Raw genomic sequence first — 13,606 nt, forward strand, 5'->3', positions numbered from 1 at the left:
ATTTAACTTCAAAACAATAAAATAATGCCCCTCCATCATAGTGCATCTTGTCTAAAAATTCTAATGTTTTGCAATCTTTTAATCTTTTTTATGCAAAAAGGAGTTCTTTTGAGGACATGAATTTAATGATTGGGGATTTCAATTAATTCCAGGCCATCTTCTTTTTTTAAAAAGGTAAAGATGATTCCTGATAAAAATGTAAAAATTCCCAGCATAAAAAAGGTATCATGGAATATTTGCACCGATAAAACATGATTTGCAGAATAGAGATAAGTAAATAGACTAATTAAAATGGCGGAAACCGCAACACCGAAACTCTGGGCCAATTGCTGAATGGTACTCATTATGCTTGTGGCGGCACTCATATTGTTTTCATGGATGTTGGCATAAGCTAGAGAATTAATTCCTGTATACTGGAGGGCTATAAGAAATCCATAAATAAAAGTCAAAAGTGCAATACCATATACTGAAGTATGTTCATTAATGGAAAAAAAGGACCAGAGGGAAATACTTACCAGTAGTGTATTTAAGATGAGTAAATTTCTATAACCAAAATAACGTAAAATATAGAAAGATATCGGTTTGACTAAAAAAACGCCAACAGCAGTAGGAGCAAGTAATAGCCCGGATAAACTCGGGGAATAGCCTAACGCAATTTGTAATAGCAAGGGCAATAAAAAAGGAACCCCGCCAAAACTTAAACGCGCCAACAGATTGCCTATAATTGAAATACAGAAAGTACGTGTCCGCAGAAGTTCTACTTTGACAATGGGGTGTGGTCTTTTATAGGAGTGTTTGATATACCCTCCAAGGAGGAGTAGGGCAATAAAAAAGGTTGTCAAAAATTGCATGATGGTCACGTGGGATTCACTAACCATAGACAAACTGAAGGTTAATGTGGCCAAGCCACAACCAAAAAGAATAAAGCCTAGCTTATCAAGTGGGGGGACAGGACGAGGAGGCATGTAGGGCAATAATTTACTTGCTAACCCCACAGCCAATATCCCTACAGGTATATTGACCCAAAAAATCCAACGCCATGAAAAATGATTGGTAATTATTCCGCCAAGAAGGGGGCCAAGCATTAAACCTAACGAGGCTACCATCACGACAATGCTCATTTTGTTAATCAATTCATGTCGTTCACAAGTACGTAAAATAATGAGACGGCCAAGGGGCATGGTTAATGACCCACCTAATCCTTGAGCGATTCGGGCGCAAATTAATTCACCTAAGGTATTTGTAAAACCACACCAAATAGAACTTAAAGTAAAAATACAAAGTGCAGTAATGAACACAATTTTTATTCCAAATTTATCAGCAATCCAGCCGCTTATCGGAATAAAGATGGCCAAGCTTAAAAGATAGCTTATCAACGCTAATTTTAAATCCACAGCATTGACATTTAAACTTTGCGCCATCACCGGAATAGCGGTATTGAGAATGGTTGTATCTACCGCTTCCATGAACATTGCAAAAGAAACTATAAATAAAATGATATTTTTTTTCATAGGTTCAGTATAGCAATCACTGATAAATCTGACTATTGGCTATTCTACTAGGATTCACTCAATAAACTTTTTAAGCCTGCTAAATGGGATTTTGCCAGATTTCTTGATTGCTCTTCCGAACGTTCCACATTCTTACCAAACCACTCGAGATGCTCGGAGGGTAATTCCTCGAGAAATCGACTCGGCAAACAGTCTTGTAACTCCCCTAAGCGCCTTCTTTGCTTTGCCAAGGTGAAACATAGGCCTTTCTGTGCCCGGGTGATTCCAACATAAGCCAGCCTTCTTTCTTCTTCAATTTGATTTTCATCAATGCTAACCCGATGCGGTAACAGTTCTTCTTCCATGCCGACCAAATAAACATAGGGAAACTCAAGGCCTTTTGAGGCATGAAGGGTCATCAGTTGCAAGTTTTCTTTATCCTGTTCATCCGATTGTTCTAAAATATCAATTAAAATCAATTTATTGATGATGTCGGCCAATGTTTGTTCTGGATTTTTGGCCAACAGGCGTCCTACCCATTCTAACAGCTCCCACACATTATCCATTTTTTTCTGGGCCTTCGCCGGGGTATCACACTGTTCATAAATGTACGCCTCATAACCACTTTCCTCCACCATTTGTTTTAGGATTTCGGTAATGGATTCCGTAGTCAACTGCTTTTTTATCCCTTCAATCCAATTTTTAAAATGAACCAGTGCCGCACGAGGTTTTTCAGAAATGAATTCACTCAATGCCATATGGTCTGATGCGGTATATAAACTCAACCCTCTGCTTTGGGCATGATGACCCAAAGCATCGAGGCTGGCTTCGCCAATCCCTCTTTTGGGGGTATTGATGACCCTTAAAAAAGCAGCATCATCCGCTTCATTACATAACAATTTCAAATAGGCAAAAATGTCTTTAACCTCGGTTTTTGCAAACCAGGATTGACCGCCGCTGATTGTATATGGAACTCCGTAATTCCGGAGTACTTTTTCAAAAACGCGGGATTGATGGTTTCCACGGTATAAAATGGCATAATCACCATATTGAGTTCTATAGCGCAGTTTATGGCTAATTAAATCCGCCACAACTTGTTCCGCTTCATCATTTTCATCTTTGCAAGAGACGACACGTAGAAGTTCTCCATGACCAAACTCACTCCATAATTTTTTTTCAAATAAATGTTGGTTATTGGCTATCAGGTGATTCGCAGAATGTAAAATGATATTAGTCGAACGATAGTTTTGCTCTAGTTTAATTATTTTTAAATTGGGATAATCACTCTGTAATTGTTTTAAATTTTCAGGCCTGGCACCTCGCCAGGCGTAAATGGATTGATCATCATCGCCCACAACAGTAAACCGTGCCTGTATTCCCGTTAATAGTTTTACCAAAAGATATTGACTGGTATTTGAATCCTGGTATTCATCTACTAATAAATGACGAATTTTGTTTTGCCAGTACTCAGCGAGGGAAGCATGCTCTTTTAATAAGGTTACAGGAAGGCGGATTAAATCATCAAAATCCACGGCATTATATGCTTTTAACGCCTGCTGATAACGTGGATATAGCACTGCTGCCTCTTCAGAGTAGGGCGCTTCTGCCACTTTTTGGACTACTTGTTCTGGGCATAGGAGATCATTCTTCCATCGTGAAATATGTTGTTGTATTTGATAAAGGACGTCCCGATCCGAGGATTTATTCGCAGGTAAAAACCCACGTAATATTTGCAAACAATCTTCGCTATCAAAAATTGAAAAACCTTTTTTCAGCCCGCACAATGAAAAATCCCGTTTGATCATACTTAGGCCTAAAGTATGGAAGGTAGCCACTTTTAAACCGCGACGGTTGGCTGCGGGCAGAATGGCGGCAACGCGAGAACGCATTTCATTGGCTGCTTTGTTGGTAAAGGTTACAGCACATACAGTATTGGCGGCATACCCGCACGTATTGATTAGGTAAGCTATTTTTTGCGTTATCACTCGTGTTTTACCGCTTCCAGCTCCAGCAAGCACTAATAAAGGTCCGTCTATATAACGTACTGCTGCCATTTGTTGGCTATTCAACATCTTTAAGGCTTCTCACTCAAAAAAGAGCGATTATTGCCGCATAGTTTGTATGAAGCAACAACTAATTAATGGAGCGTTCAACATCAAACTCTTCTTCAGTATCTAGTTCAATAAAATCAGACTTGGGCTCTGGTTCTTTTGACTCCTCAATACCAAAAAAGACCTTATCAATGGTTTTAAACAATGGTGCTAAAATGTTTTTATCTATCATGATTAGTCCTTTAAATTTCACGGGAGGTTTTAAAAGCATAGTTCAAGATAATTTTTTCTCCAGGAAAACTGGAAAAAAATTGTGGTATACTTTGGGTTTGTGCCCATTTGTTTTAGGTCCCTTTTTTATTATGACAGCATCTTGGCTGTTTAGGATTTTTATCCAGTAGAGAGAAGCATATACCGCTTAAAAACTCATAATCAAAAGAGTTGTATATTAAATTTAATATCAGTGCGTAATAATCACCTTATTTAATCAGAGTTTATTTATGAAAGAAGCCGATACCCTACAACGATTTATATTTGAACACGCTAATATTCGCGGTGAAATTGTTCATATTGAGAATACGTATCAAACCATAATGAGCCAACGAAATTATCCCCCAATGGTCAAACATTTATTGGGTGAAGCCATTGTTTCTTGTCTGCTTCTCGCTTCAAGTATCAAATTTCAGGGCAGCATGAATTTACAGTTTCAAGGAGATAGCCGCCTTCCCTTACTATTGGTACAAAGTGATCATGAGTTTAATGTAAGGGCTTTTGCTCAATTTACTGAGAATCTAGACACTAAAGAATATGCTTCAGCATTTCTTGAAGGACAGATGGTGATTACGATAAACCAACACAATCAAACGAACTCTTATCAAAGTATGGTACCGATTCAGTCGACATCCATGAGCGAAAATCTTATGAACTACTTTGCGCAATCAGAGCAAGTCTCTACCCAAGTTTGGTTGGCTGTGAATGAAAATGCTGCCGCTGGAATGTTGTTGCAGTTAATGCCTGAGCAAAATACAGTTCAACGAGAGCAATTTTGGGAATATGCAGTGCAATTGGGACAAACAGTCAGTGAAGAAGAACTTCTCAATTTAGATAATGAAACCTTACTGTACCGACTTTATCATGAAACCGAGCTTAGGATTTTCGATAGCCGTAAAACACAATTTAAATGCCGCTGCAGTTTGGAGAAAATGAAACAGGTATTGACTGTTCTTGGGGAAGAAGATGCAAAAGAGCTACTGAAAGAACAAGGTGAAATTGCCATTCGCTGCGATTTTTGCAATAAAAAATACACCTTGGATCCAATCGATGTCACGATGCTATTCCACAAGGGTTAAGAGAACGCAACATTTAAGTGTCCTCTGCTGTTCGAAAATCTAAACAGGTCAGTCCCGCGTAAGCGGGAATCCATCTCCCCATTCATTCGTGAATTTTTCTTGAAAGATGAATTCTGCTTCTATGAGAAATGACAGGAATTTACCTTTAATCATAAATCAGGGCTATTGTAACGTGAATTTTATAGAAGATAATATGTCCTTATCTGATTGGACGAGTTCCACACATTCTCCCCGCATCGCTTGCAATACTTGTCTTAAGGTAAGAAATTGTTCGCTAAGCTGAGTGTATAGATCATCAGTGTGTTTTCCTTCTAATTCTCCAATGGTTAAATAAGCTGCTTGCCCCATTTCTGAAAAATAATCCAGACTCACATGTCGTCTCTTGGCAATACCAGGAAATAGGCCGCAAAAAAGAAGGCTTTTATCCCCCACATCCCGTAACAATTCCATCTGCATGTTTTTCGGTCTGTGCATGGACTCCAGAAAATCCAGCGCAACAATAGACTCAATAAGCTTGGGACCTTGAGAAAAGCGCATTAATAAAAATACCAAATAACTCTCAGTATTTTCCGGAAGCATCAGTTGCGTCGCAACTTGAGCCTCATTAACCAATGCATGCCATTGGCTAATATCTGTGGGATGTAAAATTAATGGTTTCATAATTACTCCCTTTTTTTTAACCCCTCAATACTATTTTAGCAGTTAATAAAAAAATGAGGTGATATTGAATTTGTTTGTGATTTGCAAATCAACACATGAAAAGAAAGGAAAGTCATAGTTATTCTGGGTTCATCGCGTCAATCCGAGCTCCGGGGTCAGTTTTGCTATACTCAAATGTGAGAGACAGGTTGTAGCGATGTAGCCTGGAGCAGCGCAGCGGAACCCAGGCTTGATAAAATACCTTTACAGATTTCGCCCGCTGCAACCAGACTACAAAATATAACAAGCAGATAGGTTTTAGCGGCCTATTCATGTATAATGTCAAAACTATGTACAAATACTCTGCTTTTCCTTCAAAGGTTATTTATGATTAATCAGATACGCAATATTGCCATCATCGCTCACGTTGACCATGGCAAAACCACTTTAGTAGATAAATTACTTCAACAAACAGGTACTTTAAATGAGAGAGGGCCTAAAGTTGAACGGGTGATGGATTCCAATGCTTTAGAAAAAGAACGTGGAATAACTATTCTGGCCAAGAATACCTGTGTTTATTGGAAGAATCATCAAATTAATATTGTAGACACCCCAGGGCATGCTGATTTTGGTGGAGAAGTAGAGCGTATTTTATCGATGGTTGATAGCGTATTGTTGTTAGTGGACGCAGTGGATGGACCTATGCCCCAAACACGCTTTGTGACGCAAAAGGCCTTCGCCCGTGGCTTAAATCCAATTGTGGTGATTAACAAGATTGATCGTCCCGGGGCAAGACCACATTGGGTCATGGATCAAGTATTTGATCTCTTTGACAATTTGGGTGCAACCGATCAGCAACTGGATTTCCCTGTGGTTTATACTTCAGCTTTAAATGGTTATGCGAAGCTGGACTTGGAAGATGAAGCGACAGATATGAGCGCTTTGTTGCAAACCATTATCGATGAGGTTGAAGCACCTAAAGTGGATCCAGATGGACCTTTCCAAATGCAAATTAGTTCTCTGGATTATTCTTCTTACGTTGGCACTATAGGTATAGGACGTATTACCCGTGGCCAAATAAAGGCGAAATCCCCAGTAAAAATTATTGATAAAGACGGTTCAATCCGATCAGGTCGTTTATTGCAAATATTAGGTTTTAAAGGTCTTGAACGTATTGAAGTTGAAGAAGCCAGTGCGGGTAATATTATTGCGGTTACAGGAATTGAAGGCATCAAAATCTCCGACACAATTTGTGATCCCAACGTGGTTGAAGCGCTACCTGTACTTTCGGTAGATGAACCCACCATTAGTATGACTTTCCAAGTCAATGATTCCCCCTTTGCTGGTCAAGAAGGAAAATATGTGACTTCTCGGAAAATTCGCGAGCGCCTGGAAACCGAATTATTGCATAATGTTGCTTTACGTGTTGAGGATTGTGATGATCCAGATAAATTCAGGGTGTCCGGTCGTGGCGAGCTCCATTTATCCATTTTGATTGAAACAATGCGCCGTGAAGGTTATGAATTAGCAATCAGTAAACCCGAGGTGATCATTCGCGAAGTAGAGGGTGAGCAACAAGAGCCCTATGAGCATTTGACTGTCGATGTTGAAGAAAACCATCAAGGCGCTATTATGGAAAAACTTGGTGAGCGCCGGGGTGAATTGCAAAATATGGTTCCAGATGGAAAAGGAAGAGTACGTCTTGATTACATGATTCCTACCCGTGGTCTTATCGGTTTCCACAATGAATTCTTGTCCTCTACCTCAGGTACCGGTTTAATGTATCATGTTTATGATCATTATGGTCCTGCAATCAAAGGCCGGATAGGCAAAAGAGCAAATGGAGTCATGATTGCTAACTGCCAGGGCATGGCGCGTGGTTTTGCATTATTCAACTTACAAGAGCGTGGCAGATTATTTGTTGAACCACAAGCTGTATGCTATGAAGGAATGATCGTCGGAATTCATGCTCGGGATAATGACTTGGTTGTGAATGTAACAAAAGAAAAGCAATTAACCAACATCCGTGCATCAGGGTCTGACGAAAATATTATATTAACACCTGCGGTGAAGTTAACTTTAGAGCAGGCGTTGGAATTTATAGATGATGATGAGTTAGTTGAAGTAACTCCAGATTCGATTCGATTAAGAAAAAAATCATTGAAAGAACATGAAAGAAAAAAAGCATCGAGAACAGCAAATATTGAAGAATAATATTCAATTCAAACGGATCATCTTGTATGCGCGCCAGCATAGGGCAAACCAAGGTGTTAATGAAAGCTTATATCGTTTGGTGGATTTTCTGAAACAACAAGCAGTTGAAATCTATCAGGATACCGATACGGCCACAGGTTTTGATATGGAAATACCTGTACTGTCTCGGGACGATATGGGAAAAAAAAATGATTTAATCATTGTTGTAGGCGGTGATGGAAGTTTGCTTTCTGCGGCACGGATGGCAATCAAAGTGGACACCCCGGTCATTGGAATTAACCGGGGGCGTTTGGGATTTCTCACTGATATTTTGCCCAATGAAATGGAAAAGCAATTAAGTGCGGTGCTCTGCGGGTCGTATGAAGAGGAGAAGCGTTTTCTGTTACATACTCGAATTTATGATGAGGAACACACTTATTTTGAGGGGGATGCACTCAATGATGTGGTTTTAGGAAGAGGAAAGGAAACTCACCTTATCGAATTTTCAGTTTATGTCAATAAGCAATTAGTGAGTCATTATCGTTCCGACGGGATGATTCTTTCGACGCCCACCGGGTCCACTGCATACGCCTTATCAGCGGGCGGACCGATCATGCATCCACAACTCAATGCAATTGTCCTTGTTCCCATGTTTTCTCATAGCCTAAGCTCACGCCCCTTGGTTATTGATGGTGAAGCCAATATAGAACTTCAGATCAGCCAGTTTAATGAAACTGATTTGCGCATCAGTTGTGATGGTCATGAATCCAGAATGGTAAAACCAGGTCAAAAGGTTGCCATACAAAAAAATAGTCGTCAGCTTCGTCTGTTGCATCCTCTTGATTATCATTATTATGATACATTACGATCAAAGCTGGGTTGGGAATCCAAACATCAAGGATAGGACAATTATGCTTACTACTTTGTGTATTGAACAATTTGCGATTGTGCAGCACTTGGAGTTAGATTTCATTCAAGGGATGACCGCCTTTACCGGGGAAACCGGTGCCGGAAAATCCATTATGATTGATGCCTTGATGTTGGTTTTAGGAGAAAGGGCTGATGCTTCGGTGATTCGTCCTGGTCAAGAAAAGTGCGATATCACTGCGGGATTTTTTATTGGTCAGGACTCAGAACCAGCCCAATGGCTTACAGAAAATGATATCCCTTGCGATGATGGTGAAATTTATTTAAGACGCGTCATTTATGTAGAAGGCCGTTCAAAATCTTACATTAATGGCCAACCTTTCCCTTTGCAGAAAGTAAAAGAATTAAGTGAAAAATTAGTCCATATTCACGGCCAGCATCAACATCAAACCTTAATGCATCATGGAACTCATCGCCAGCAGTTAGACCAGTATGGCAAGAATCAACCCTTACTCGATGAGGTTGCCCGACTCTATAAGCACTGTCAGAAAATCCAGCAAGAAATCGATTTATTGCAAAGCAAAGAGCACCAAGAAGACAGGATTACTCTACTGGAATTTCAAATTGAAGAGTTATCCACTTTAAACCTTCAGGAAAATGAAATTGAGACTTTGTATACCGAGCATCAAATGCTGCATCATGCAAAAGAATATTTACAAAAAAGCCAGCAAATACATGATTTGCTGAATTCAGATGATGAGCCTAATATCTGCACCAGTTTAAATCAAATTGTAAGCCTGTTAAGCCAGTTACCCCAAGAACAAACACAAATTAAAAATACTTGTGAACTAATTAATGGTGCGCTGATCCAGTGTGAAGAAGCAGTTGATGAAATGCACCAATTTGTTGCGCGTGTCCACCTAGATCCAGAACGTCTCAATGACATAGAAACAAGAATGAGCGCCATCCATCAGCTTGCCCGTAAATATCACATTGACAGCAGTAAACTTCACGAGCTGGCACAAAGCTTTCAAAAAGAATTAGATGATTTGCACGACAGTGAAAGCCGTTTAGATCAATTAAAAAAGAATTATCATGAAATGGCTTCTGCCTATGAAGAAGCTGCATTGAAACTCAGGGCAGTTCGTCAAACCCAAGCAAAAGAATTAGCCAGGGAAATAACAGCCAGTATCCGACAACTGGGAATGCCTAAAGGAAGGGTGGAAATTGAAATATCTCCTTTAGATAAAATGCAGGTTCACGGAATGGATAAGGTGGAATATAAAGTGTGCACCAACCCCGGTATGGAGCTTGATTCACTCAGTAAAGTAGCATCTGGTGGTGAACTGTCTCGAATTAGTTTGTCCATCCAAATGATTACGGCACAACAAGGCGCAACCCCTACCTTGATATTCGATGAAGTGGATGTGGGTATTGGTGGTCCTACTGCTGCTTTAGTGGGACAGATGCTTCGTCAATTAGGGGAAAGATTACAAGTGTTTTGTGTCACCCATCAGCCTCAGGTAGCTGCAGCAGCGCATAACCATTTCATGGTAGAAAAGCGTAGCGATAACAACGAAACGTTTACCCATATTTCTTTATTAAAATCTTCTGAAAAAATAGATGAAATTGCACGGATGCTGGGAGGATTGAAAATCACAGAGCAAACACGATCCCACGCTAAAGAATTATTACTCCAAAGTGGTTAGCACACTTTGCTATGATTACTCCACATTAAAAGTACCAGGACGGTTGTGACTCCCATACTAGGGGGCTCCATTTTTAATTGTTATTGTGTTGATAGGGCGCAGAATGTGCTGCAACTTCATCCATTATTATTTTTGATGGCTCTATCTCTTTTAGCCTACGATGAGCTTGCGCGATTTTTTGTTCAGCAGCGCTTATTTCTCCTCCTATAAGTTTTGACTCTAATTGGAGTTTTTGAATGCTCTCTTCTTTAGATCTTATTTCAGCATCCGTGCGTGCCAAATCACGGTAACGTTGCTCTGCTTTTTCTTCAAGGGATTCTCTTGTACCTAAATTATAGAGCCATACAAATAATTGCTTTAAAGGATTTGCTCTATTAAAAGCCGTATCCAGTCCCCATTTTTCAAGTCGGGTTAATGGTTTTTGCATTTTTTGCTGCTCTTTTAATGATTCAATTTCTTTGGGTAATTCGCTTAATCTCGATTGAATTTCTTTTATCTGGTTTATCAGAGTGGGTTGTACATCCTCATAATAGTCTAAAGAATAATTTACCGCCTGTAAGGAAATATACCTGTGCTTATCTTTAAAGATATTCATAAAATAAATGAAATCTTGTGCCTCTTTATCTTGAGGTTCTGCCTTTTGCATATCCAACTCTTCTGTAATCTTTTTTCGTCGAAGTTCTTGTGATGAAAAGGGTGCTTGCCTAAGCTGTTGAAATCGTGCTTGAATCAAAATATCCCTTAAAACATTATAGGACGACTCTAACTGTTGCAGTGCTTGTAATTTTTTGGTTTTGTCTTCGAGTTTGTCACAATATATCTCTAGTAAAATCACATAATTTATTTGGTATTTTAGTAAAGAGTCATAGTAGGGTATTCCATCGAGCGGTTCACTCGAATGCTCTATATATTTTTCTCGCGCATGAAAAACTTCCTCTTCTAAAATGGGTGGCGTACTGTTCTTGTGTTTTTCCTTAAATTCTGCTTGTTTTTTTGCAATAGATGCATCTATCTCAGCAAACATTAGGAAACCTCGTTGAACAAAAAGTCATCATTGATTATAGTATAGACACAATAAAAATTGTGATGATATTGAATCTGGATAGTGAACCCCACCTAATCCCTACCTTGAGTAGGGCTGGTGAGTTGTTTTACTTTGATGGCTTACATGGCGTGAATGCGTTGCGGTAATGCTTCGATGAATTCTTGTGTTCCGGTCTTTTCATCTTCTTGCAGAGCAAATAATCGGTGGCGATTATAAGCACCATTATTTTTTTCTTCTGCGAGGATCTCATTTAATGAACTATCATTATTTGCGGTCGCTTTGACTCTAGATTTCAAAACATTGAGTTGCTGTATTTTATCTTCAGCGACTTCCTCGCCAAACCAGACTGCATTTAAATGTTTTTTCTGATATTTATCAATTAATGAAACGGTATGCTCTATTTGCCATTCTTTTGATGGGCGTTCTGCTTTTTGATCGAGGGTCACATCGATTTCTTCTTCAATTCCGAGTTGTTTATTCCAGGCTTGTCTGAAGGTAAGGACCTTGCGGTTATTATTTAGATCGCCAACAGATGCAAAATTCCTTTGACTCATCATCCAATCCCAACCCGCAGCAAGGAAATATAAAGGGGAAGAAAAAAACTGGAGTATTCGAGTCGGAATATCTTTGCCTTCATCGTGCGCTTCTCCACCCCCTAAGCGCTCCTCCAGTATTGATTTTTCTTTGGTGCTGGAGCCAACAAAATAATGGGCGTCTTCAAAACCTTCACTGACAATCGCTACGAGCGCTGAAAGAATCTGCGGGACACCTGGCATCCGATCAGATGTCAACGCCACGCTAACTAAATGACCCAAGAAAAGTAAAATACGAAGTGGCGTAACCGTTAATTTCAATAGGAGACGGAATGGGTTTAGCCTTTGCAGGGCATTTTCTGTTTCCCATAGGTGATTTAATGCATCAGCAATTGCAGTATAAGCACGTTTCAATATATTAGGGCGATCTTTGGAGTCTTTACTCTCTTCCGTCGCTTCATAAATCATTTCCAGGGATTCGGCAGAGTTCTCTACATTAAAGAATATTGCAGACAAACCCGTAATAATAGGGTTAATGATGCCCATGATAAAACTGGGCATTTTCTTCATCCATTCAAACAAGGGGCGGGCACTGGTTGCTACAGTCCACCAGGTACCTGCGGTACAAATGGTGAGAGTAATGGCTAAAGTGACTAGAAATAAAGCCGTTGCTGCCATAAATAGATTACGGGCGGTTAAACCTTTGCTTAAATCATCACGAAGTCTTTTGTACCATTTGTTTATGGTGTCATTATTAATGAGATCAGTGACTGTATTGTAAATTAGCATGCCGTAAGCAGCACCTGCCACTATGGCCATAGGGACGATCAGAATGGGCCAAAAAGCAAAAGGTATTGCGGCAATCAAGGGGATAACACTAAATGCTTCAACAATAAGATAGGTACTTCCTAAGCCCATGAATGTTGCAGCCAATAGACTAAAACCTTTGACGAGATTAAAAGTGGATTTACGTTTTTCTAATCGTTTCTGCCATTGTTCTTGTCCGTGTTTTACTAACCAGGATCTTAATTTTTTTGTATATTCAGAAACGCCCTCTAAATCATCCGCTTTTTTCTTTTTTTTAGTTGAAAATAATTGTAGGGCAAACCATTTTTCCATGTCAGCCAAAGTTTTTTCTATTTCTTTTTTCCGTTTTCGGCTTTCTTTATTAAGTGGCTTATGATTAAACTCCTTGAGCAAATTTAGTTGCACTTCATAATCTTTAAAGAACGGGCAGTCTTCTGAATCAGGATTTTTAGGGAAATGTTCGAGTAAATATTCTTTGGCTAAATGGTTTTCTAAATAATCACCTTTAAATAATTTTTTGAATGCTCCGTTGATGTTTTTTAAATATATTTCTCCCTCATAGGCTACTGACAAGCCGAATGTAGCAAATGCCAGATATAGGGCTGGGTATAAGGCATACATCCCGCCAAAACTTAGAAAGCCAAGGATTAAACTAGCGCCTACGGTTAGCGACCCCAGAGCAATGTAACGAGGAATTTTTTTAAATTTTTTAGTAACTGCCATTTATTTGCTCAATGAATGGATAAGGTCCATCACTGTATCCCAAATGAAAATGATTATCAATAGCAATAAGAGCAAAAAAAACCCAGTTGGTTATTTTTTTATAGAAGGAAACTTAAATTAAACAGTAGATCCAACGGCAGAATTTAGGTAAAGTGGATTTTTACGATGTAACCGCGTTGTGATTTAACTTAACTTTAGGA

At 39.3% G+C, this 13,606-nt stretch carries 10 protein-coding genes; 4 read left to right on the forward strand and 6 right to left on the reverse strand.

Annotated elements, in window-relative coordinates:
- Window positions 1-122: 122 nt before the first annotated feature.
- The 3 genes from BU07_RS0114115 to BU07_RS17560 all read right to left on the reverse strand — a co-directional run bounded on the left by BU07_RS0114115 (window position 123) and on the right by BU07_RS17560 (window position 3,773).
- Window positions 123-1,511: a DHA2 family efflux MFS transporter permease subunit gene (locus tag BU07_RS0114115; RefSeq protein ID WP_031567094.1), complete on the reverse strand. Its 1,389-nt coding sequence runs from the start codon at window positions 1,509-1,511 to the stop codon at window positions 123-125.
- Between the two features lie 47 nt (window positions 1,512-1,558).
- Window positions 1,559-3,562 (reverse strand): UvrD-helicase domain-containing protein, encoded by a 2,004-nt coding sequence (locus tag BU07_RS0114120; protein ID WP_031567096.1) that lies wholly within the window; start codon window positions 3,560-3,562, stop codon window positions 1,559-1,561.
- Between the two features lie 61 nt (window positions 3,563-3,623).
- Window positions 3,624-3,773: a hypothetical protein gene (locus BU07_RS17560; RefSeq protein ID WP_165482411.1), complete on the reverse strand. Its 150-nt coding sequence runs from the start codon at window positions 3,771-3,773 to the stop codon at window positions 3,624-3,626.
- Between the two features lie 268 nt (window positions 3,774-4,041).
- On the opposite strand from BU07_RS17560, the gene hslO reads away from it, so the two are divergent.
- Window positions 4,042-4,890: an Hsp33 family molecular chaperone HslO gene (gene hslO, locus BU07_RS0114135; protein ID WP_031567100.1), complete on the forward strand. Its 849-nt coding sequence runs from the start codon at window positions 4,042-4,044 to the stop codon at window positions 4,888-4,890.
- Between the two features lie 162 nt (window positions 4,891-5,052).
- On the opposite strand, the gene BU07_RS0114140 is transcribed toward hslO, so the two are convergent.
- Window positions 5,053-5,550, reverse strand: a complete 498-nt coding sequence (locus tag BU07_RS0114140; protein WP_031567102.1) for a hypothetical protein — start codon at window positions 5,548-5,550, stop codon at window positions 5,053-5,055.
- Window positions 5,551-5,916: 366 nt separating this feature from the next.
- Here BU07_RS0114140 and typA point away from each other — a divergent pair, with 366 nt between their 5' ends.
- The 3 genes from typA to recN are packed head-to-tail and all read left to right on the forward strand — an operon-like array spanning window position 5,917 to window position 10,298.
- Window positions 5,917-7,743, forward strand: a complete 1,827-nt coding sequence (gene typA / locus BU07_RS0114145) for a translational GTPase TypA (RefSeq protein ID WP_031567104.1) — start codon at window positions 5,917-5,919, stop codon at window positions 7,741-7,743.
- Window positions 7,700-8,626, forward strand: coding sequence for an NAD(+) kinase (locus BU07_RS0114150; protein ID WP_035899138.1), 927 nt, complete (start codon window positions 7,700-7,702; stop codon window positions 8,624-8,626). Before typA ends, BU07_RS0114150 begins: the two co-directional genes overlap by 44 nt.
- Window positions 8,627-8,633: 7 nt before the next feature.
- Complete coding sequence (recN, locus tag BU07_RS0114155) at window positions 8,634-10,298, forward strand: DNA repair protein RecN (RefSeq protein WP_031567108.1); 1,665 nt, start codon at window positions 8,634-8,636, stop codon at window positions 10,296-10,298.
- A 73-nt stretch (window positions 10,299-10,371) separates the two neighbouring features.
- On the opposite strand, the gene BU07_RS0114160 is transcribed toward recN, so the two are convergent.
- Together BU07_RS0114160 and BU07_RS0114165 are read right to left on the reverse strand one after the other, a co-directional pair.
- Window positions 10,372-11,322 (reverse strand): hypothetical protein, encoded by a 951-nt coding sequence (locus BU07_RS0114160; protein ID WP_031567110.1) that lies wholly within the window; start codon window positions 11,320-11,322, stop codon window positions 10,372-10,374.
- 140 nt (window positions 11,323-11,462) lie between these two features.
- On the reverse strand, window positions 11,463-13,406 hold the full coding sequence (locus tag BU07_RS0114165) for a hypothetical protein (protein ID WP_031567112.1): 1,944 nt from the start codon (window positions 13,404-13,406) through the stop codon (window positions 11,463-11,465).
- Window positions 13,407-13,606: the final 200 nt, after the last annotated feature.

It is taken from the genome of Legionella wadsworthii DSM 21896 = ATCC 33877 (assembly GCF_000701265.1).
GTDB classification, from domain to species: Bacteria; Pseudomonadota; Gammaproteobacteria; order Legionellales; family Legionellaceae; genus Legionella; species Legionella wadsworthii.